Below are 21153 nucleotides of genomic sequence, written 5' to 3' on the forward strand. Positions count from 1 at the left end.
CGGCCGTCGGGCCGCCCTCGGGCTAGCTCATCTCCGACCGGCCCCGGGACTCCGCTCTCGGACCGGCCCCGGACCCCGCCCCCGGCCGCCCTCCGCCTGGCCGCCTGGCTGGCTCGGCCGCGTACCCCCGGCCGGTTCAGCGACGTACCCCCCGGCGGTCGCGGGGCCCGGTCGCCGGGTCCTTGCCGTCCCTGGTTCCGCCGCCGGTTCCGCCGCCGGGGCCGTTGCCGGTCGCGGAGCCGCGGCCGGCCGAGCGGAGTGCGAGGGTGGCGGCCTCGACGGCGCTGTGGAAGGAGACCTCGCTGAGGACCCCGGGGGCGGCGACCTGGTCGCCCGCGAGGTAGACGCCGTCGCCGCGGTCGATCGCGGGGCGGTCCCGCCAGGTGGTGCCCGGGTGGTCGACGGCGCCGGTGCGGCCCTCGGCCAGCGAGGTACGCCGCCAGGTGAGCCGGTCGCGCCAGCCCGGCATGCCCAGGTCGAGGAGGTGCTCGGCGCGGGCGGTCCCCGCCTCCTTGCCCTGACCGGGGCCGATCGGGATCTGGCCCTGGATCAGCTGCTCCCCGGCGGGCGCGAGGGTGGGGTCGAGGGCGCTGAACCGCTCGATCCAGCCGGGTGCGTCGAGGTCGGAGAGGGCGAAGGCGTCGCCCCGGCGGGCGCGTACCGCGAGGTCGAGGAGGACGGTGCGCCCGCTCGGCCAGCTCAGGCTCTCGTCGTCCAGGAGGCTCCGGGCGGCGGCCAGCGAGGTCGCCACCACGACCGGCCCGTCCTCGGGGAGCCGGTCCAGGCGCGCGCCGGTCTCGGTGCGTACCCCGAGGTCCCGGGCGTGCGCCGCCATCCGCTCGATGACCGAGGACCAGCCGCCGCGCGGGTAGTGCGCCTCCGGGGGCAGCTTGGTGGCCCGCCGCAGCCGTTCCTGGACGAAGGCCGCGGAGAGGGCGCCGGGGTCGTGGTGGAAGAGGGCGACCGCGGCGTAGTGGGCGGCGGCGCGGGCACCGGTGGGGCCGACCTCCCCGGTGGCCCAGCCGAGGAAGTCCGCGTCGATCGGGGCCTTCGCCGGGGAGCGGCCGAGCAGCCGCAGCATGCCGAGGGGCGGCAGGCGGTGCAGCCGGCCCCGGTGGTGCAGGCGCAGCCGCAGCGCCTCGACGGGGGAGAGCGGCGCGAGCCGGCCGATCAGGTTCCGGGTGCGCAGCCAGGCCCAGTGCGCGCCGCCGTTGTAGAGGGCGTGCGGCCCGTCGTTGGTCCGGTAGCGCCCCTCGGCCTCGGCGGTGCGCGCCCGCCCGCCGAGGGTGCGGTGCGCCTCGTGGAGGGTGACCTCGGCGCCCCCTTCGGCGGCGGTGATGGCGGCGGTGAGACCGGCGAAACCGCCGCCGACGACGGTGAGACGGGGCTTCGAGCGGGCCCCTCGCGAGGACTCGGACATGGGGGATCCTTCGTGTGGTCGGGAGCGGAGCGGCGGGCGGATCGCGCGGTTCCGGTCGGCTGTCTGCGGGTGCGGCGGATGGGGGGACGGAGCTGCTGACATTCCGGTCTATCTGGGTCTCATCCGTGACAGATAACGACACGCCTCCCGAGAGTGCACGGGGCGGGCGCACGGAGTGGGGGTCCGGGTGTGCGCGTGCGGATGCGCGTACGTCGCGAGCAGGTGCGTACGTACGGGCCGGGGTGTACGGGCGCGGGACGTACGCGGCAGTGGGGGACGGACGTGGGTACGCGGGAGGGACGGGGGCGCGCGGTGGGCCGGTCGCGTTGTCAGTGGCGGGGTGCAGGATGGCGGGCATGGCAGGGAGAGCAGTGGTGCGGCAGGCGCGGCGGCCGGAGATCCGGCTGCCCGAGCTGGTGGCCTTCGAGGGCGGCACGCTCCGCCCCGACGGGGACTACGACGGGCTGGAGTTCCGGGACCTGGAGCTGGCGGAGCAGGACGGCGGGGGCGCCCGCTTCCTCGACTGCGCCCTCACGGGGTGCGCGGTGGACGGCACCCGGCTGCGCGGGGCCCGCTTCCTCGACTCCCGCCTGACGGAGATACGCGGCGTCGGCACCGATCTCGCCGAGGCCTCGCTACGGGACGTGGAGCTGGTGGAGCCGCGCCTCGGCGGGGTGCAGCTGCACGCCTCCTCGCTGGAGCGGGTGTGGGTGCGCGGCGGCAAGATCGACTATCTGAACCTGCGCGCGGCGAAGCTGCGGGACGTGGTCTTCGAGGGCTGTGTGCTGGTGGAGCCGGACTTCCAGGGGGCCGCTCTGGAGCGGGTCCAGTTCCTCGACTGCGTGCTGCGCGAGGCGGACTTCTCCGGTGCCCGGCTGCGCGAGGTGGACCTGCGCGCGGCCACCGAGCTGGGTATCGCCCGCGGCGTGGACTCCCTCTCCGGCGCGGTGATCAGCTCCGGTCAACTGCTCGATCTGGCACCGGTGTTCGCGGCGCAGCTGGGGGTGCGGGTGGCGGAGGCGGAGGCGTAGGCACGGAGGCGGGCGGCAGCGGCTGCCGCCCGGCGGTGGGCGCGGCCGTCGCGGGTGGCCGGGGGCGCCGTCGCGGGACCCGGCGCCGCGCGGACCCGCTTCCGGGCACGGGCGGGCCGAGGGCTTGTCTTCACCCTCCCGACGCAGCGGGGAGTGTGAAGACAAGGCCTCGGCGCCTGCCGGTCCTCACACCCGGGGGAAGCGGGCCTGGAGGCTCCAGATCGCGGGGTTGTCGGCCAGCGCCTCGTGCAGGTCGCACAGGTCGGCCACCAGGTCCTGGAGGAAGTCCCGGCTCTCCCGGCGGAGTTCGGCGTGCGCGAAGCTCAGCGGGGGCTCGTCGGCGCGCGAGAAGTCCGCCTCGATCTCGACCCAGCCGAAGCGGCGCGCGAAGTACAGCCGGTCGCTGGACTCGGTGAAGTCCAGCTCGGCGTGCTGGGGGCGGGAGGCGCGGCTGCCGAGCGGGTCCCGGTCGAGCTGCTCGGTGATGTCGCAGAGCGCCCAGGCGAAGTCGAGCACCGGCACCCATCCCCAGGCTGTGGACAGCTCCCGGTCCTCCTCGGTGTCCGCGAGGTAGACGTCCCCGCAGAAGAGGTCGTGCCGCAGCGCGCGGACGTCCGCCACCCGGTAGTCGGTCTGCGGGGGGTCGGGAAAGCGGGTGGAGAGGGCGTAGCCGATGTCGAGCACGGGCCGATGGTGTCATGGCGCGCGGCGGCGCCCGCCCGTCCCCCGCTTGCCCGTCCCGCGGGGCCGCCCGCCCGCACCCTGCCTACGATCACCAGGTGCACATATCCCACCCGGCCCCGCCCGGTCCCCGGCCTCCCCGGGCCCGCCGGCCGCACCGGCGGACCGCGGCGAGCGCGGCGCTGCTCCTCCTCGCGGGTGTGCTCGGCGGCTGCGGCGGCCGGAGCCACGGCGAGGAGGCGCCCGCCCGGCCCGGCGCCGCCGGAGTGGGGGACCCGTACTTCCCGCAGGCCGGGAACGGCGGCTTCGACGTGCGCCACTACGCGCTCCGGCTCGGCTACACGCCCCGTACCGAACGCCTCACCGGCACCGCGGTGCTCACCGCCCGGGCGGAGCAGGCGCTCAGCTCCTTCCACCTCGACCTGCGCGGGCTGCGGGTGAGCGAGGTGGAGGTGAACGGGGCCCGGGCCCGCAGCAGCCGCCGCGGCCAGGAACTCCTCGTCCGCCCGGCCCGGCCGCTGCCCGCGGGGCGGGAGTTCACCACCCGGGTGCGGTACGCGGGCCGCCCGCTGACCCTCACCCAGCGGGACGGCTCGCAGGAGGGCTGGGTGCGCACCGAGGACGGGGCGGTGGCGCTCGGCGAGCCGGTCGGCGGGATGACCTGGTTCCCCGGCAGCCACCACCCCTCGGACAAGGCCTCCTACGACATCCGGGTCACCGTGCCGAAGGGGCTGACCGCGGTGGCCGGCGGCGAACTGCGCGAGCGGCGCACCGCGGGGGGCCGGACCACCTTCCGCTGGCGGAGCACGGAGCCGGTGGCGAGCTATGTGGCCACCGTCGCCGTGGGGCGCTTCAGGCTCTCCTCCTCCGTACTGCCGGGGCGCGGCGGGAAGGGCGGCGGGGGACTGCCGGTGTGGAACGCGGTCGACCCGGTCACCGGGGAGGCGGGGCGCGCCTCGGTGGAGGCGCTGCCGAAGGTCATGAAGTGGGCCGAGCGGAACTTCGGCGGCTACCCCTTCTCCTCGGCCGGGGGCATCGTCGAGCGCGAAGGGGACGCGGACTACGCGCTGGAGACCCAGACCCGGCCGTTCTATCCCGGGCCGCCCGACGAGGTGCTGCTCGTGCACGAGGTGGCGCACCAGTGGTACGGCAACAGCGTCAGCCCGAAGACCTGGCGGGACATGTGGCTCAACGAGTCCTTCGCCACGTACGCGGAGTGGCTCTGGCAGGAGGACCACGGCGGCCCGAGCGCCCAGGAGTCCTTCGAGGCGGTCCACGACGGCAGCTACTTCGAGACCCCGGACGAGGCGCTGAACCTCTGGAAGTTCCCGCCCGCCCGGCCGCCCGGCCCCGACCGGCTCTCCGACGCGCCCTCCTACGAGGGCGGCGCGATGGTCCTGCACCGGATCAGGACCGTCCTCGGCGACCGCCTCTTCCGGCGGCTCCTCACCGGCTGGCCCGCCGCCCACCGCCACGGCAACGCCGACACCCGCGACTTCACCTCCTACGTGGAGAAGCTCGGCGGCCCGGAGCACCGGTCCGCGCTGCGCCGGGTGTGGAAGGACTGGCTCTACGGGACGGGGAAGCCCGAACTGCCGTGAGGCGGCGGGGGGTTCGCGGCGGGCGGAGACGACGGACGGGCCGCCCGGTCGCGTGGTGCACGCGTCCCGGGCGGCCCGTCGGTCCGGGCTCCGCGCGACTCAGACGTTGACGCCGAAGTCCTGGGCGATGCCCGCGAGGCCGGAGGCGTAGCCCTGGCCGACGGCGCGGAACTTCCATTCGGCGCCGTTGCGGTACAGCTCGCCGAAGACCATGGCGGTCTCGGTGGCGGCGTCCTCGCTGAGGTCGTAGCGGGCGATCTCGGTGCCGCCGGCCTGGTTGACGATGCGGATGTAGGCGTTGCGCACCTGGCCGAAGTTCTGGCTGCGGGACTCGGCGTCGTAGATCGAGACCGGGAAGACGATCTTGTCGACGTCGGCGGGCAGGCCCGCGAGGTTGACGTTGATGGCCTCGTCGTCGCCCGCGCCCTCGCCGGTGCGGTTGTCACCGGTGTGCACGATCGTCTGGTCCGGCGTCTGCTTGTTGTTGAAGAAGACGAAGTGCGCGTCCGAGTAGACCTTGCCCTCGGGGTTCACGGCGATCGCCGAGGCATCGAGGTCGAAGTCGGTGCCGGTGGTGGTGCGGACGTCCCAGCCGAGGCCCACCGTGACGGCGGTCAGACCGGGCGCCTCCTTGGTGAGCGAGACGTTGCCGCCCTTGGACAGGCTTACAGCCATGGGGTACTGCCTTCCTCTGGGTGATGCGGGCTCCGTACTGGGGACGAAGCTACCGGTACCCCTATGAACGCCGGGAGGAGACCAGGAGGTTCCAGCCGCTTTACTTTCTTTACCCGCGACTTTCGGCACCCGGACGGCGCACGCCCCGCCGCACGGCGCACGCGCCCGGGACGCGCGCCCCGAGAGGCCGCCGAGCGAAAAGAGGATGACGCCGCCGCGGGAGCGCGGGACCATGGTCGGCATGTCCAGACCAGCAGGGGGCACCGGGGGTTCGGCCCCCGGCCGGCACCTCATCCGCGGTTCGGTCTCCCTGCCGGAGGCCGAGCTGATGTGGCGTTTCTCGCGGTCCTCGGGGCCCGGCGGGCAGCACGTCAACACCAGCGACTCCCAGGTGGAGCTGCGCTTCGACCTCGCGGCGACCAAGGCGCTGCCCGAGGTGTGGAAGGAGCGTGCGCTCGCCCGGCTCGAAGGGCGGCTCGTCGACGGGGTGGTGAGCGTGCGCTCCTCGGAGCACCGCTCGCAGTGGCGCAACCGCGAGAGCGCCGCCGTACGCCTCGCCGCCCTGCTCGCCGAGGCGACCGCGCCGCCGCCCAAGCCCCGTAAGCCGCGCCGCATCCCGCGCGGTCTCAACGAACGGCGGCTGCGCGAGAAGAAGCAGCGCTCCCAGACCAAGCGCGGGCGCAGCGGCCGCGATTGGTGAGGCGGGGGCGGCCGGACCGCCTCGCGCGCTGTCCCGCGTGTCGCCTGCGCTACCCCAACCGCCGGTAGCGCCCCTTGAAGTAGGTGAGCGGCCCGCCCTCGGTGGTGGGCAGCCCGGCGGTGAGCACCCGGCCCACCACCAGGACGTGGTCGCCCGCGGTGACCCGCTGCTCGGTGCGGCACTCCAGGGTGGCCAGGGCGCCGCCGACCAGCGGGGCGCCGGAGACCTCGCCCCGGGTGAAGGCGATGTCCTCGAAGAGGAGGCGGTCGCTGACCCGTCCCTTCATGGCGAACCGGCCCGCGATGTGGCGCTGGCTCTCGGAGAGCAGGGAGACCGCCCACACCGGCTGCTCTTCGAGGAGTTCGTCCATCCGGGAGCCCTCGCGCAGGCTGACGAGGACGAGCGGGGGGTCGAGCGAGACGGAGAGGAAGGACGTCGCCGTCATCCCGATGTCCTCGCCGCGGGGCCCCTCGGGGTCGGGCTGCGGCTCGTGCGCGGTCACCAGGACCACACCGGCGGCCAGTCGGGTCATGGCGGCGCGGAACTCGTCGTGGGTCACCCCCTCAGCATGCCCGCCGGCCGGGCCCGCGGCCTCGATCCGGGGGTCGCTCGGGGTCTTCGGCGATCGCAGCATGCGGCCGACGCTACGGCGGCCCCCGGCCGCGCGCATCGGCCCGGCGGACCAGGACCCGGACGGCCGGATGGGCGGCGAGACCTAGGTCCGGGGCCGCAAAAGGGGCAGAGTGGTCGGGATCGCCCGGAGGGGATTTGCGGAGTGGAAACACTCGCGATGCCTGGTCGGGAGCCAGTCAACCCCCCTTCCCCTCCTGTGACTTGAGTCACAGGAGCCAATTATTGTTGACCCTGTGTACCGACGGAACAGCTCGCTGTGATTCAGTGGCGGGGACGCTGCTGTACGAACGCCGATGACAACCCTGGAGTTTGCTGTCGAGGTCTCGGGGAGAGTGAGCATGGACGCCGAGTCGGAGCCGTACGTCCGTCTTGCGTCCCTGCGTCAGTTGCACCAGGTGATGGCGGACATGAACACGGCACGCAGCCTGGCCGACACCCTGCAGTCCGTCGCGGACGGGGTGGTCTCCGGCCTGGGCTACGAGCTGGCGTGCGTGAACCTCGTACGCCCCGACGGCGACCTCGTGGTCGCCGCGCTCGCCGGCAGCTCCGCCGCCGAGGCCCTCATCACCGGCCGGGTGGGCCCCCGTGCCGCCTGGGAGCGCCGCCTGAACATGGGCGAGGTCTGGGGCGCCCTGCGCTTCATCCCGCACACCGAGGGCTGGATACTCGACGGCGACGAGGTCCCCCAGTGGCACACCGAGGGCCCCGAGCCGCGCTTCGAGGACGAGTGGCACCCCTCCGACCGACTCTTCGCCCCGCTGTACTCACCCAGTAGCAGCGGCGGTGAGCTGATCGGCGTCATATCCGTCGACAGACCGCGTAACGGACGTCGTCCCGGCGCCTGGGGCCGCGAGGCGCTGCAGATGTACGCCTTCCAGGCCGCGATTGCGATCAGCAACGCACGGCTGCGAGCAAACATGCAGCGCGCCCTGGTCCGCCTGGAGCGCGAGCAGCAGGCCCTGCGCGCCAGCGAGGAGTCCTTCCGGCAGGCCTTCGAGTACGCGCCCTCCGGAATGGCCATCGCCGAGATGGGCGGCGACCAGCACGGCCGGATCCTGCGGACCAACGACGCGCTCTCCCGGCTGCTCGGCCGCTCCGCCTCCGCCATGCGCCGCTACTCCTTCTCCGATCTGGTCCACCCCGAGGACATCGGCATCCTGCTGCGCACCTCCGCCGAGGGCGGCCGGGCCGAGCTGCGGCTCAAGCGGCGCGACGACTCCTTCCTCTGGGTCTCGATGCGCAACTCCGTGGTCGCGGACGCCGCCGACGGGCCGCGCTTCCTGCTCACCCACGTCGAGGACATAGAAGAGCGCAAGCGCCGGGAGCTCCAGCTCGCGCACCGCGCCTCCCACGACTCCCTCACCGGACTGCCCAACTCCGCCGAGCTGCGCTCCCGGCTCGGCGCCCGGCTCTGCGGCCGCCCGGGGCCCGGCGCGGGCGCGGACTCCTCGATGGACGCCGCCTTCGGCGGGCCCGCCCTCGGCACCGGCTTCCCCGGGCCCGAACTCCACGGCCTCGACCTGCCCGAGGAGCACCTGCCGGGCACCGTCCTGCACGACCACCATGTGCACACCGTCGCCCCCGACGATGAGGCGGACGACGGCGCCAAGGGGCTCGCGGTGCTCTTCTGCGACCTCGACGGCTTCAAGTCGATCAACGACCGCTACGGCCACCACACCGGCGACGCCGTGCTCATCGAGGTCGCCCGCAGGCTGACCAGCGGGGTGCGGGACGGGGACACCGTGGCCCGGCTCGGCGGCGACGAGTTCGTGGTCCTGGCCGACGGCCTCGGCCGCGCGGACGCCCAGGACCTCGCGGTGCGGCTGCGGAGCGCGATCATCCCGCCGATCCGGGTGGACGGCCGCCCCGTGCGGGTCGGCGCGAGCATCGGCATCGGCTGGGCGCACTGCGGAATGACCGCGGACGAAGTGCTCAAATCGGCGGACCAGCGCATGTACGTCGAAAAGCGGTCACGTGCGAAACAGCACAGGCGGGCGGGCTGATCCCCAGGTCGGGGGCCCGATGTCGTCCGGCTCACCCGTTCGGGTCATCTTGAGCGGGTAGGCTCGCCCGCATCGCACGGCAACCGACACCTGCCCCAAGGGAGTGAGACGGGGAATGACGCCCGGCAACGACGGCGCGAGCACGCCCGAGGACGACGACCCGTTCGGCTACCTGTACGCCGACGGGCAGGCCTCCGGTGCCACGCCGCCCAGCGGCGGTTACGGCTACCCCGGCCCCCGCTCCTACCACAATGTCCGCGCGGTCGGTGAGCGCCAGTACGGCCAGGGCGCCTCCCAGGGGACCTACGGCCAGGGACAGCAGTACGCGGGGAACCGGCAGTACGGCCAGCAGCAGTACGGCCAGGGCCAGCAGCAGGGCCCCGGTGCCCGGCAGGCGTACGGCCAGCAGGCGCCGCAGCAGCAGTACCAGGGCCCCAACCCGCACTACAGCGCCCCCGAGACGCTGCCCGGCGGCGGAGGCACCCCGCCCGCCCGGCACGAGCACCACGACGGCGGCGGCGGCCGGGGCCGCGGCCCCAACACCCGCGGGCTGCTGATCGGCGCCGTCGCGGTGGTCGCCGCGGTCGTCATCGGCATCGGCATCGCGGTCCTCGGCGGCTCCGGCGACGACAAGGCCTCCGACGAGCCCGGCGACGACTCCACCGCGGGCCAGACCCAGGACCCCACCGAGGAGCCCACCGGAAAGCCGGACAAGCCCGTGGACCTGCCGAAGGCGGACGCCAAGTCGCTGACGCTGACGGGCGGTACGAAGACGGACTCCACGATCGAGGGGGCCCGGGCCGAGGGCGGGGTGTACGTCGCGGGGCTGAACACCCCGGGCGCACGGGCCGCCTGGAAGGTCGACGGCATCCCGAAGGAGGGGGACTACACCCTTTTCGTCGGCTACGGCGTCCCGGGCAAGGCCGCCGAGACCACGCTCACCGTGAACGGCAAGCCGTCCGACCGCAAGCTCAACATGGACAACTTCGCGGGGGCCAAGGAAGGCGCCTGGGACAAGGGCTGGACCGAGACCTACGCCTGGATACACCTCAGCAAGGGCACCAACACCTTCGTGATCTCCTGCGAGACGGGCGACACCTGCGACGCCAATCTGGACCAGGTGTGGCTGAAGGCGGGCCACGTCAAGAGGTGAGGCGGGGCACGTCGTGAAGTGAGGCGGGGCACGTCGAGAGGTGAGGCGGGGCACGTCGAGAGGTGAGGCGGGCCACGTCGAGAGGTGAGGCGGGCCACGTCGAGAAGCAGGGACCGGGTGCCCGGGTGCGCCCGCCGCCCCGGACACGAGCGAGCGCCCTCCCCCGCGCGGGGGAGGGCGCTCGTCGTCCGTTGCCGTCCGGCCGTGCCCGCGCCGGCGTTCCGCCGCGCGGGGGAACCGGCTCACTCCGGGTCCGGCGCCACCGGCCCCGCCACCACCTTCGCCCGCAGCTCCTCGTACGCCTCCGGGTCGAACTCGCCCGCCACCGGCGCCAGTACGGTCGCCGCCGAGAGGGCGACCGCGCGGACCAGGCGCTCCGGCCAGTCGAGGCCCTCCACCAGGCCCGAGAGGAGACCGGCCACCGCCGAGTCGCCCGCGCCGGTCGGATTGCCCCTGACCCGCTCCGGCGGGGCCGCGCGCCAGTGGCCCTCGGGGGTGACCGCGTGCATGCCGTCGGCGCCGAGGGAGGCGATGACCGCGTGGGCGCCGCGGCGGCGGGCGTCCCGGATGGCCTCGGCCGGTTCGTGGGAGCCGGTGAGTTCGGCCAGTTCCTCGGCGTTGGGCTTGATGAGGTCGGGCCGGGCGGCGATCGCGCGCCGCAGCGGCTCACCGCTGGTGTCGAGCAGCACCGGCACCCCGGCCCCGCGGGCGGCCCGTACGAGCTGCGCGTAGGCGCCCACCGGCACGCCCGGCGGGAGGCTGCCGCACAGGGCGACGGCCGAGCAGGACGGGAGCAGCCGCTCGTAGGAGGCGACGAAGTCCGACCACTCGGCGGGGGCGACCAGCGGGCCCGGCTCGTTGAGCTGGGTGGTGTCGCCGGTGGCCGCGTCCACCACGGCGATGGTGCGGCGGGTGGCGCCGGAGACCGGGAAGAGGGCGTCGGTGAGGTTCTCGGTACCGGCGAGCTGTTCGCGCAGCGACCGGCCGGTGCTGCCGCCGACGAGTCCGGTGACGGTCACCCGGTGGCCGAGGGCCGCGAGCACCCGGGCGACGTTCAGGCCCTTGCCGCCGGGGCGTTCGACGACCTCGCGGACGCGGTGCGAGGCGTGCGGCCGCAGCGACGGCACGTGGTAGGTGATGTCGAGCGCGGTGTTCGGTGTGACCGTGAGGATCACCGGGTCTCCCCCAAAGCGTGACGGCGGCCCTGTCGGAGCCGGCGTGCGGCGCCCGCTCCGGCGGGCCGGGCCCGCCCGGGCGGGCCCCTTGATCATGCCAAAGTCCGGGCGCCCGGGCGGGTGGTCAGGCCGGCTGCGGCTCGCGCAGCCAGACGCCCTTGCGCATCACCCCGCGCAGCGCGAAGCCGGCGTCCAGGACGAGCAGGTCGGCGTCCTTGCCGGGTTCCAGCGAGCCCACCCGGTCGGCGAGGCCGAGCAGCCGCGCCGGGTTGGCCGACAGCGCCCGTACCGCGTCCTCGACCGGGATCTTGTCCACGGTCACCGCGCGCTGGAGGGCGCGGTCCAGGGTGAGCGTGGAACCGGCGATGGAGTCGCCCTCGACCAGCCGGGCCACCCCGTCCCGGACCGCGACCTCCAGCGGCCCGAGCCGGTAGACGCCGTCGCCGAAACCGGCCGCGTCCATCGCGTCGGTGATGAAGGCGACCCGGTCCGCTCCCGCGTGGCCGAAGGCAAGGCGCAGGGCGGCGGGGTGCAGATGGACGCCGTCGTTGATCAGCTCGACGGTGACCCGCTCGTCCTCCAGGAGGGCGGTGACCGGTCCGGGCGCGCGGTGCCCGAGCGGAGGCATCGCGTTGAACAGATGGGTGGCCACGGTCGCGCCCGCGTCGATGGCCTGCTTGGTCTGCTCGTACGTGGCGTCGGTGTGCCCGACCGCGGCGATCACGCCCGCCTCGACGAGCAGCCGCACCGACTCCAGACCGCCCGGCAGTTCGCCGGCGAGGGTGAGCATCTTCGCCTGCCCGCGCGCCGCGTCGACCAGCTTGCGCACCAGGGCCGGGTCCGGCTCGCGGAGCAGCGACTCGGAGTGGGCGCCCTTGCGGCAGGGCGAGATGAACGGGCCCTCGAAGTGGATGCCCGCGATCTCGCCCTGTTCGGCCAGTTCGGAGAGCAGACCGGCGCGCTGGAGCAGGGCGTCCAGGTCGCCGGTGACGGTGGAGGCGACGGTGGTCGTGGTGCCGTGCAGCCGGTGGGTGTGCACGCCCTTGAGGACGTCCTCGACGGTGCCGTTGGTGAAGGAGGCGCCGCCGCCGCCGTGGTTGTGCATGTCGACGAAGCCGGGGAGCAGCCAGTGGCCGCTCAGGTCGGTCTCCGGGGCGCCCTCGGGCGCGCTGTCCGCGATCCGGCCGCCCTCGACGACGACCCGGCCGCCCGCGAGGGTGCCGGTGGGCAGGACGACGTGGGCACCGGCGAGAACCAGGTGTGCGGCGGCCATCAGGCGGTTACCTCCGGGGAGTGGGTGGGCGCGCCCGGGCCGGACGCGGTGAGCAGGTCCCAGGCGAGCAGCCCGGCGCCGAGGCAGCCGGCCCGGTCACCGAGGGCGGCGGGCACGATCTCGGGCAGCTGCTCGAAGGTCAGGCGCTGCCGCACGGCGGCGCGCAGCGGCACGAACAGGGTCTCGCCCGCCTGCGCCAGTCCGCCGCCGATGATCAGCGTGTGCGGGTCGAGCAGGGTGTGCGCGGTGACGAGGCCGTCGGCGAGCGCGTCCACGGCCTCCTGCCAGACGGCCCGTGCCCGCGGGTCGCCCGCGTCCACGGCCCGCGCGCAGTCCGCCGCGTCCGCGTCCGGGGTGCCCGAGGCCGCGGCCCAGGCCTCGCTGACCGCGGCGGCCGAGGCGAGCCGCTCCAGGCAGCCGCGGCGGCCGCAGCCGCAGGGCGGGCCGCCGGGCCGGACGACGATATGGCCGATCTCGCCCGCGTGCCCGTGCGCGCCGGGCTCGATCCGGCCGTCGATGCCGATGGCGCCCGCGATGCCGGTGCCCAGCGGTACGAAGAGGAACCGGTCCGCGCCGCGGCCCGCGCCGAGCCGCCCCTCGGCGAGCCCGCCGGTGCGCACGTCGTGGCCGAGGGCGACCGGCACCTCGCCGAGCCGGGCGCTGAGCAGGGCGCGCAGCGGGAGGTCGCGCCAGCCCAGGTTGGAGGCGTAGACGGCGATGCCGCGCTCGGCGTCGACGATCCCGGGCACGGCGACGCCCGCCGCGGCGGCCGGTTCGCCGAACTTCTCCTCGCCGTGCGCCCGCAGTTCGGCCGCGAAGGCGAGTATCGACTCGACCACCGCCTCCGCACCGCGCTCGCGTCCGGTGTCCCGGCGTGCCGAGTGCAGCAGCGTGCCGTCCGCCGTGACCAGGGCGGCCTTCATCCCGGTGCCGCCCACATCCAGGGCGATGACATGTCTCACGGGGACAGTCTCGCGCCTGGACCGCCGAGAGGTCTAGTCCAGTTACGCGGATCGGCGCGGCGAAGCAAGGTCCGGGGTGTGGAGATCCTGTGGATACGGAGGCGCGTTCGGGGCGGGTCGGGTCGGGACGGGGGGTCGAGACGGGGCGGGTACGGGTGCGGCTCGCCGCCGCCCGTCCGACGGCTCAGCGTTCGGTGCGGCGGGCCGCGCGTATGCGGCGGAGCCGGTTGACGGTCACCGGGTCGTGCTCCAGGGCCAGCCGGTCGTCGAGCAGCGCGTTGAGCAGCTGGTAGTACCGCACCGGCGCGAGGCCCAGCTCCTCCCGTACGGCACGCTCCTTGGCGCCGGGCGTGGGCCAGCTCCGGCGCTCCATGGCGAGCACGTCCCGCTCCCGCGCGGACAGCTCGGTACGGGGGGCGGGGCGGGGCGCGGGGGCGGCGCCTTCGGGGGGCGTCGCTTCGTCGGGGGCGGCGGGGCCTCCGGTCCCGTCCTGCGCCGCTGTGCTTCCGGTCTCCCTGGTCTCCCCGGCCTTCTTCTCCACGGCCTTCCCGGTCTCCCCGGTCTCCCCGGTCTCCCCGGGCGTTCCGGCCTTCCCGGTCTCCTCGGTCTCTCGGTCCCTCGGCATGCTCCGCACGCTAGCGGCTGGTACTGACAGCAGGTCCGGAGCCGGAGCCGGAGCCGGAGCCGAGTCCGGGGCCGGGACCGCGACGGCCCGGCGGGCAGGGGCGGGGCAGCGGGAGAACCCGAGGCGGCGAAGCCGAAAAGCACAGAGCCGAAGAGCGGAGCCGAAAAGCAGAGCCGAAAAGCAGAGCCGAAGAGCGGAGCCGAAGGGCAGAAGCGCGCGCCCGATGCGGATGCGGGCCCGTGCCGGTGGATAGGGTCCCCGCATGGGCAGCCACCAGGACACCTTGCCGACGCCCGTGACCGCCGCCGGGCGCGACGGTCTGGCGGCGCTTCTCGACCGTCCGGAGCGGGCGGTGATCGCCCTCGACTTCGACGGCACCCTCGCCCCGATCGTCCCCGACCCCGAGCAGGCCCGCGCCCACCCCGGCGCCGTGCCCGCGCTCGCCGCGCTGGCCCCCCTGGTGGGCCGGGTCGCCGTGATCACCGGGCGCCCCGCGGAGGTGGCGGTGCGGCTCGGCGGTTTCGGCGGGGTGCCGGGTCTCGAACACCTGGTGGTGCTCGGCCACTACGGCGCCGAGCGCTGGGACGCGGTCTCCGGTGCCGTCCAGTCGCCGCCCGAGGACCCGGGTGTGGCCGCGGCCCGGGCCGAACTCCCCGCTCTGCTCGCCGACTTGGACGCCGGGGAGGACCGGGGCAGCTGGATCGAGGAGAAGGGCAGGGCGGTCGCGGTGCACACCCGCAGGGCCGCCGACCCGGAGGCCCTCTTCGCCGCCCTGCGGACACCGCTGGCCGCGCTCGCCACCCGGCACGGCCTCGTCCTCGAACCCGGCCGCCTCGTACTGGAGTTGAGGCCCGCCGGGATGGACAAGGGCGTCGCCCTCACCGACTGCCTGCGGGAGAGCGGCGCGGAGTCGGTCCTCTACGCGGGCGACGACCTCGGCGACCTCGCCGCCTTCGCGGCGGTGGAACGGCTGCGCGGCGAGGGGCTGCCCGGCCTCCTGGTGTGCAGCGCCAGCGCGGAGGTACGCGAACTGACCGACCGCGCCGATCTGGCGGTGGACGGCCCCGGAGGGGTGGTCGCCCTCCTCGGCGCCCTGGCGGAGAGGGTCCGCGGCGCCCGGTGAGCGACGGCCGGGCCGCGCGGTGAGGGACCGCCGGGCCGCGCGGTGAGCAACAGCCCTGACACACAGGCGAGTTGGGGGAGCAACGCGGCCGCCGCTCGGCCGGGTTCGCCGACCCGAGCCAGGGTCAACCGCCGCCGTCACGCGCCGAGTTCGAGGCACCTGCGGACAACGGCCGCACCGCTTCTGCGAGTTCGCGCCCCCGGCAGGTGTTCTCGGCCAGACCCGCGTTCACAGGCCTGTGAAATTCCCGTACGTCTTGACCGCGCTCGCTGTCATGAGCATGGTGCCGCATACTCCTCGATCCCCCACTCCGAGAGGAACGCACCGTGAAGCGTGTCAGAACCACGGCCGGTGTCCTGGGCGCGGGCGCGGCCCTGCTGCTCGCCTGCGGGCTCGGCGCCCCCGCCGCCACCGCCCTCCCCGCCCCCGAACGCACCGCCCCGCAGTCGGCCGCCGCCAACCCCTGCACCTCCGCCGCCGCGGACTCCGGGCGCCGGGTCGCGGGCGCGCTGCCCCGCGCCGAGGTGCACCGGCAGCTCGACGCCCAGGCCGAACGGCACCGCGCGGCACGCGGGTTGCCGGGCAAGGGCCCGGTCGGCGCGCCCGGCGACGGCTCGCGCCTGAAGGTGGACATCCACCCCGCCCAGGGCACCGCCTTCAAGGAGGCCGCGGGCCGGGACGGGGCCTGCGCCACGCACACCGTCTCCCGCGAGGTCGACGTCACCGAGGGCAGCACCACGATCTACACGCCGACCCTCTACCCGGCGGGCGGCTCCTGCATCGAGCTGGTCACCGTCTACACCCAGGGCCGGGCCACCGTCTCCGCCTGGGACTGGTGCAAGTCGGTCAACTTCGAGGCCTCGGTGCCGATCGACGACGCCTTCCTCGCCGCCTACACGGACGGCTCCTCCGCGTACACCGGCCGGGTGGTGCGCACCGACGCGGGCTCCAACACCTGGACCGCCTCCCTCTACAACCACACCACCGGCGCCTGGGACGAGGTCTTCACCCAGTCCGGGCAGACCCAGGGCCGCAACGACGGCTGGGACATCTACGAGCTGTACTCGACCACGGACGCCTCGAACGTCGCCTACTCCTGCCACGCGATGTCGGGCCTGACCTTCGAGTCCAGCAACATCTCGGTACGCACCGACGGCCAGTGGGCCGCGGCGGGCCCGGACAACTCCGACACCCACTACGACCAGCCGGACAGCGCCTTCTACTGCCCGGGCCGCAGCTACAGCATGGTCAACCAGTACGACCACTGGAAGGCGGTCGGCTGACCGGCCGCCCCCGCCGCTCCCCGACGGCCGCCGGGCTCACCCGGCGGCCGTCGCCGTGCCGGGCGCCGGACGGACCCGGCTCCCGTACGCGCGCGGCCACCTGCCGAACCCGGCCCCCTCGGGCCGACTCCGCGGCCCCGCCGCGTCCGCCTCAGCCCCGCAACTCCCCGAGCTGCGCCAGGAACCACTCCTTGGGCGGCAGCGCCGTCGCCGCGGCGGCCAGGCGCCCGGCGCGCGCCACGCGGTCCGCCTCGGGCAGGCTCAGCGCCTCGTGCAGGGCCTCGGCGGTGGCGATGACGTCGTAGGGGTTCACCACGAGCGCGTCCTCGCCCAGCTCCTCGTAGGCGCCGGCCTCCCGGGAGAGGACCAGGGCGCAGCCCTGCTCGGCGAGGACCGGGACCTCCTTGGCGACCAGGTTCATGCCGTCCCGCACCGGGTTGACCAGGGCGACGTCGGCGAGCCGGTAGGCGGCGAGCGAGCGGGAGAAGTCGTCCTTGACGTGCAGGACGACCGGGGTCCAGGTCGGGGTGCCGAACTCGGCGTTGATGTCGGCGGCGACCCTGGCCACCTCGTCGGTGTAGTCGCGGTAGACGGCGAGGTCCTGGCGGGAGGGGTAGGCGAAGGCGAGGTGGACCACGCGCTCGCGCCACTCGGGGCGGGCGGCGAGCAGGTGCCGGTAGGCGAGGAGCCCGCGCACGATGTTCTTGGACAGCTCGGTGCGGTCGACCCGTACGACGGTCCTGCGGTCGGTGCCGCCGATCTGCTCGCGCAGCGCGGCGAGGCGCTCGTCCACGTCCGGGCGGTGCGCCCGCTCGCGCAGGAACTCCGCGTCGGCGCCGAGCCCGTGCACCCCGATCCGGGTGTTGCCGGTGCCGCCGAGCACGCGCCGGGCGCACTCCTCGAAGGCGTCCGCCCAGCGCCGGGTCAGGAAGGCGGCGCGGTCGGCGCCGAGGATTCCGCGCAGCACCTTCTCCGCGATGTCGTCGGGCAGTATCCGGAAGTAGTCCACCGGCGCCCAGGGAGTGTGCGAGAAGTGCCCGATGCGCAGGTCGGGGCGGAGCGCGCGGAGCATCCCGGGGGCCAGGGTCAGGTGGTAGTCCTGGATCAGCACCGCCGCGCCCTCGGCCGCCTCGGCGGCGAGCGCCTCGGCGAAGGCCTGGTTGTACGCCTCGTAGGAGGCCCACTGGGTGCGGAAGTCCTCGTCGAAGACCGGCTCCAGCGGGGTCTGGTAGAGCATGTGGTGCACGAACCAGAGCACCGAGTTGGCGATGCCGTTGTACGCCTCGGTGTGCACCTGCGGCGCGATGTCCAGCATCCGGACACTCTGTCCACCGGTGTCGGCCGGATCCAGGCGCCCGCCGCTGCGCCGCACCGCCTCCCGGTCGTCCTCGGAGAGCGCCGCGCAGACCCACACCGCGTCGGTGTCCGGTCCGATCGCCGAGAGGCCGGAGACGAGACCGCCGCCGCCGCGCCGGGCGGTCAGCGAGCCGTCCGCCCCCGTCACATACGAGACCGGACCGCGGTTGGAGGCGACGAGGACCTGGGCACCCTGGGTGGAAGACATGTGCCGAACCTAGCCGCGCCATGTGACAGGCAAACGTCGGGCGGGGGCAGGCGGAGTACCGCCGTGCGCCCCGCCGGACCACCGGGCGCCCCCGCGCACCCCGTCCGCCGCGCCCCGGCCCGGCGGGTTCAGGCCACCCGGCGCGAGGCGTACTCCGCCACCGTGCACATCGGCGGGCGCTCCTCGGTGTCCACCGGGTACGTACGCGGCTCGAAGCCCTCCTCGCCGCGGACGAACTGGGTCAGCTCCGGACGCAGCAACTGACCGCGGGCCAGGCGCAGTTGGGCGGTGCGGTAGATCGCGGCGGCCATCCGGCCGAGGGCCTGCCCGTCCTGGTGGCGGTGGCGCCGCACCCCGACGTCGACCTGCGCCAGCGCGTCCAGGCCCACCGTGTGCAGGGCGTCCACCAGGAGGCCCAGCTCCACCCCGTACCCGACCGGGAAGGGCAGCTGTTCGAGCAGCGGCCTGCGGACCGCGTACTCGCCGCCGAGCGGCTGCACGAAACCGGCGAGGCGCGGCCAGTGCATGTTCAGCAGCGGGCGCGCCATCAGCTCGGTGACCCGGCCGCCCTGTGCCGCAGAGCCCCCGCTGCCCGTGCCGACCGCGCCGTCCGCGCCGGTGAGGGGGCGGTCGTACATCGCCTTCACGAACTGCACGTCCGGGTCGGTCAGCAGCGGGCCGACGATGCCGGTCACGAAGTCCGCGGAGAAGTCCCGCAGGTCGGCGTCGACGAAGCAGACGATGTCGCCCTCGGTCACCAGGAGGGAGCGCCACAGCACCTCGCCCTTGCCGGGCAGCGCGGGCAGCCGGGGCAGGATCTCGTCGCGGTGCACCACCCGGGCGCCCGCCTCGGCGGCGACCTTGCCGGTGGCGTCGGTGGAGCCGGAGTCGATCACCACGAGTTCGTCGACGAGCGGGGCCGCGGGGCGCATCAGCTCCCGCCGGATCACCGAGACGATCTCGCCGACCGTCTCCTCCTCGTTGAGCGCGGGCAGCACCACGCTGACCCGGGCACCCGGGGCGCGCTTGGCCGCGGTCAGCCGGGACAGCGGACGCTCGGACACCGACCAGGAGCGCCTGGCCAGCCACGTCTCGACCTCATCGAGCACCGTTGCGTGCCCCCTCATTGCCGTGCCGCACACACCTGGGGCGGCGTTCTGGCCCGTCCGGCCGCGGCCCTGGGCCGCCGACGGGTGGGCATGGTGACTTTCATCTCGGGGTTCGGACGACTGTCTCAACTGTCCTGGCCTTCGGTTACAGTCTTGAACAACGCGGATGACCATCGCATGTCGGGGGTCACCGTCCACAAACGCCCAGGGCCGGGTTCCGATCGGCCCCTGGAGCCATACCGCTCATCCAGAGGGGCAGAGGGATACGGCCCGTTGAAGCCCCGGCAACCCTCCAGCCGGTCCTGCCGCGCAAGCGGCGGCTCGCCCCCGTGCACCGCACGGGACCGAGGCCACCGGCTCGGGAAGGTGCCAATTCCGTCTCGTGGCGAAACGCGTCGCGAGGAAGATGAGGAGAGAGGGCCTCGCCACCATGGCTGCGCAGACTGTCGCCACCACCCCCACCGTCGATCTCGGACCGGCCGCCGCGCTGTCCTGCCGCGAGTGCAAGGAGCGCTTCCCGCTCGGGCCGATCTTCGCCTGCGAGAGCTGTTTCGGCCCGCTGGAGATCGCCTACGACCTGCCTGCCGGCGACCCCGAGGCCCTGCGCGCCCGTATCGAGGCCGGCCCGAACAGCATCTGGCGCTACGCCCCCCTGCTGCCCGTCCCCGCGGACGTCGCCCGGAAGCCCAGCCTGAACCCGGGCTTCACCAAGCTCGTCAAGGCCGACAACCTCGCCCGCGAGCTCGGTGTCACCGGCGGCCTCTACGTCAAGGACGACTCCGGCAACCCGACGCACTCCTTCAAGGACCGCGTCGTCGCCATCGCCGTCGAGGCCGCCCGCGCCTTCGGCTTCACCACCCTGTCCTGCTCCTCCACCGGCAACCTGGCGGGGGCCGTCGGCGCCGCCGCCGCCCGGGCCGGCTTCCGCTCCTGCGTGTTCATCCCGCACGACCTGGAGCAGGGCAAGGTCGTCATGGCCGCGGTCTACGGCGGCGAGCTGGTCGGCATCGAGGGCAACTACGACGACGTCAACCGCTTCTGCTCCGAACTCATCGGCGACCCGCTCGGCGAGGGCTGGGGCTTCGTCAACGTCAATCTGCGCCCGTACTACGGCGAGGGCTCCAAGACCCTGGCGTACGAGATCTGCGAGCAGCTCGGCTGGCGGCTGCCCGACCAGATCGTGGTGCCGATCGCCTCCGGCTCCCAGCTCACCAAGATCGACAAGGGCTTGCAGGAGCTGATCGCGCTCGGGCTCGTCGAGGACAGGCCGTACAAGATCTTCGGTGCCCAGGCCGAGGGCTGCTCGCCGGTCTCGGTGGCCTTCAAGGGCGGCCACGACGTGGTCCGCCCGCAGAAGCCGGACACCATCGCCAAGTCGCTGGCCATCGGCAACCCGGCCGACGGCCCGTACGTGCTCGACATCGCCCGGCGCACCGGCGGCGCCGTGGAGGACGTGGACGACGCGCAGATCGTCGAGGCCATCAAGCTGCTCGCGCGCACCGAGGGGATCTTCGCCGAGACCGCGGGCGGGGTCACCGTCGGCGTCACCCGCAAGCTCATCGAGGCGGGGCTGCTCGACCCCGCCCTCAGCACCGTCGTCCTCAACACCGGCGACGGCCTGAAGACCCTCGACGCGGTCGCGCCGACCACCGGGCCCACGGCCACCATCCGCCCGAGCCTGGACGCGTTCCGCGACGCGGGCCTGGCCCACTGACGACCCGACGGCACACCGCAGAAAGGCCCGATCCCATGAGCGTGAACGTCCGCATCCCCACCATCCTGCGCACCTACACCGGCGGGCAGGCCGAGGTCGCCGCCGAGGGCGCCACCCTCTCCGAGGTCATCGCCGACCTGGAGCGCAACCACGCCGGCATCGCCGCCCGTGTCCTGGACGACGAGGGCAAGCTGCGCCGCTTCGTCAACGTCTACGTGAACGACGACGACGTCCGCTTCGAGCAGGGCCTGGAGACCGCGACCCCCGACGGCGCCGGCGTCTCGATCATCCCCGCGGTGGCGGGCGGCTGCTGAGCCGGGCGCCGCGGACCCCCGTAGCGCCCCCGCGTGATCCTTTACTGCCGATTGCCCCCTCCGCGAGGAAAAGCGGAGGGGGCAATTCTGCAGGGTTGAAAGGAGTAGAGTTGG

General features: G+C 74.3%; 19 protein-coding genes and 1 riboswitch. Of the genes, 9 read left to right on the forward strand and 10 right to left on the reverse strand.

What is annotated here, in order from left to right; genetic code table 11:
- Positions 1 to 136: 136 nt before the first annotated feature.
- Positions 137 to 1420, reverse strand: a complete 1284-nt coding sequence (locus tag HFV08_RS18440) for an NAD(P)-binding protein (protein WP_168540842.1) — start codon at positions 1418 to 1420, stop codon at positions 137 to 139.
- Between the two features lie 347 nt (positions 1421 to 1767).
- Here HFV08_RS18440 and HFV08_RS18445 point away from each other — a divergent pair, with 347 nt between their 5' ends.
- Entirely contained in the window at positions 1768 to 2451 is a 684-nt protein-coding gene (locus HFV08_RS18445; protein WP_168540843.1) for a pentapeptide repeat-containing protein, read from the forward strand.
- Positions 2452 to 2637: 186 nt separating this feature from the next.
- Here HFV08_RS18445 and HFV08_RS18450 read toward each other — a convergent pair whose 3' ends face one another.
- Entirely contained in the window at positions 2638 to 3135 is a 498-nt protein-coding gene (locus HFV08_RS18450; RefSeq protein ID WP_168540844.1) for a hypothetical protein, read from the reverse strand.
- Between the two features lie 95 nt (positions 3136 to 3230).
- On the opposite strand from HFV08_RS18450, the gene HFV08_RS18455 reads away from it, so the two are divergent.
- On the forward strand, positions 3231 to 4733 hold the full coding sequence (locus tag HFV08_RS18455) for a M1 family metallopeptidase (protein ID WP_312885693.1): 1503 nt from the start codon (positions 3231 to 3233) through the stop codon (positions 4731 to 4733).
- 99 nt (positions 4734 to 4832) lie between these two features.
- Here the strand turns inward: HFV08_RS18455 and HFV08_RS18460 are convergent, their stop codons facing one another.
- Positions 4833 to 5408: a TerD family protein gene (locus HFV08_RS18460; RefSeq protein ID WP_040252131.1), complete on the reverse strand. Its 576-nt coding sequence runs from the start codon at positions 5406 to 5408 to the stop codon at positions 4833 to 4835.
- A gap of 232 nt (positions 5409 to 5640) precedes the next feature.
- Between HFV08_RS18460 and arfB the strand changes: the two genes are divergently transcribed.
- Entirely contained in the window at positions 5641 to 6108 is a 468-nt protein-coding gene (arfB, locus tag HFV08_RS18465) for an alternative ribosome rescue aminoacyl-tRNA hydrolase ArfB (protein WP_376770667.1), read from the forward strand.
- Positions 6109 to 6157: 49 nt separating this feature from the next.
- Here arfB and HFV08_RS18470 read toward each other — a convergent pair whose 3' ends face one another.
- Complete coding sequence (locus tag HFV08_RS18470; RefSeq protein WP_168540847.1) at positions 6158 to 6742, reverse strand: flavin reductase family protein; 585 nt, start codon at positions 6740 to 6742, stop codon at positions 6158 to 6160.
- A 337-nt stretch (positions 6743 to 7079) separates the two neighbouring features.
- Here HFV08_RS18470 and cdgB point away from each other — a divergent pair, with 337 nt between their 5' ends.
- Positions 7080 to 8744, forward strand: a complete 1665-nt coding sequence (gene cdgB, locus HFV08_RS18475) for a diguanylate cyclase CdgB (RefSeq protein ID WP_168540848.1) — start codon at positions 7080 to 7082, stop codon at positions 8742 to 8744.
- Between the two features lie 115 nt (positions 8745 to 8859).
- Positions 8860 to 9897, forward strand: a complete 1038-nt coding sequence (locus HFV08_RS18480; protein ID WP_168540849.1) for a carbohydrate-binding protein — start codon at positions 8860 to 8862, stop codon at positions 9895 to 9897.
- A 242-nt stretch (positions 9898 to 10139) separates the two neighbouring features.
- Here HFV08_RS18480 and HFV08_RS18485 read toward each other — a convergent pair whose 3' ends face one another.
- From HFV08_RS18485 to HFV08_RS32560, 4 genes are all read right to left on the reverse strand, one after another.
- Positions 10140 to 11072 (reverse strand): 1-phosphofructokinase family hexose kinase, encoded by a 933-nt coding sequence (locus HFV08_RS18485; protein WP_168540850.1) that lies wholly within the window; start codon positions 11070 to 11072, stop codon positions 10140 to 10142.
- A gap of 124 nt (positions 11073 to 11196) precedes the next feature.
- Entirely contained in the window at positions 11197 to 12345 is a 1149-nt protein-coding gene (gene nagA, locus HFV08_RS18490) for an N-acetylglucosamine-6-phosphate deacetylase (RefSeq protein WP_168540851.1), read from the reverse strand.
- Positions 12345 to 13307, reverse strand: a complete 963-nt coding sequence (locus HFV08_RS18495) for an ROK family protein (RefSeq protein ID WP_168540852.1) — start codon at positions 13305 to 13307, stop codon at positions 12345 to 12347. Before HFV08_RS18495 ends, nagA begins: the two co-directional genes overlap by 1 nt.
- A 184-nt stretch (positions 13308 to 13491) precedes the next feature.
- Positions 13492 to 13932 carry a DUF3263 domain-containing protein gene (locus tag HFV08_RS32560; protein ID WP_168540853.1) on the reverse strand — a complete coding sequence of 147 codons (441 nt, stop codon included), beginning with the start codon at positions 13930 to 13932 and terminating at the stop codon, positions 13492 to 13494.
- 262 nt (positions 13933 to 14194) lie between these two features.
- Here HFV08_RS32560 and otsB point away from each other — a divergent pair, with 262 nt between their 5' ends.
- On the forward strand, positions 14195 to 15055 hold the full coding sequence (gene otsB / locus HFV08_RS18505; protein WP_168540854.1) for a trehalose-phosphatase: 861 nt from the start codon (positions 14195 to 14197) through the stop codon (positions 15053 to 15055).
- Between the two features lie 326 nt (positions 15056 to 15381).
- Positions 15382 to 16338 (forward strand): hypothetical protein, encoded by a 957-nt coding sequence (locus tag HFV08_RS18510; RefSeq protein ID WP_168540855.1) that lies wholly within the window; start codon positions 15382 to 15384, stop codon positions 16336 to 16338.
- A 151-nt stretch (positions 16339 to 16489) separates the two neighbouring features.
- On the opposite strand, the gene HFV08_RS18515 is transcribed toward HFV08_RS18510, so the two are convergent.
- On the reverse strand, positions 16490 to 17902 hold the full coding sequence (locus HFV08_RS18515; RefSeq protein WP_168540856.1) for an alpha,alpha-trehalose-phosphate synthase (UDP-forming): 1413 nt from the start codon (positions 17900 to 17902) through the stop codon (positions 16490 to 16492).
- Between the two features lie 128 nt (positions 17903 to 18030).
- Entirely contained in the window at positions 18031 to 19011 is a 981-nt protein-coding gene (locus tag HFV08_RS18520; RefSeq protein ID WP_168541005.1) for a glucosyl-3-phosphoglycerate synthase, read from the reverse strand.
- A gap of 240 nt (positions 19012 to 19251) precedes the next feature.
- A riboswitch (SAM riboswitch) is annotated at positions 19252 to 19424 on the forward strand.
- A gap of 17 nt (positions 19425 to 19441) precedes the next feature.
- On the opposite strand from HFV08_RS18520, the gene thrC reads away from it, so the two are divergent.
- Together thrC and HFV08_RS18530 are read left to right on the forward strand one after the other, a co-directional pair.
- Positions 19442 to 20725 (forward strand): threonine synthase, encoded by a 1284-nt coding sequence (gene thrC / locus HFV08_RS18525; RefSeq protein WP_168540857.1) that lies wholly within the window; start codon positions 19442 to 19444, stop codon positions 20723 to 20725.
- A 35-nt stretch (positions 20726 to 20760) separates the two neighbouring features.
- Positions 20761 to 21039 (forward strand): MoaD/ThiS family protein, encoded by a 279-nt coding sequence (locus HFV08_RS18530; protein WP_040252161.1) that lies wholly within the window; start codon positions 20761 to 20763, stop codon positions 21037 to 21039.
- Positions 21040 to 21153 lie beyond the last annotated feature (114 nt).

It is taken from the genome of Streptomyces physcomitrii (assembly GCF_012273655.1).
Lineage (GTDB): Bacteria > Actinomycetota > Actinomycetes > Streptomycetales > Streptomycetaceae > Streptomyces > Streptomyces physcomitrii.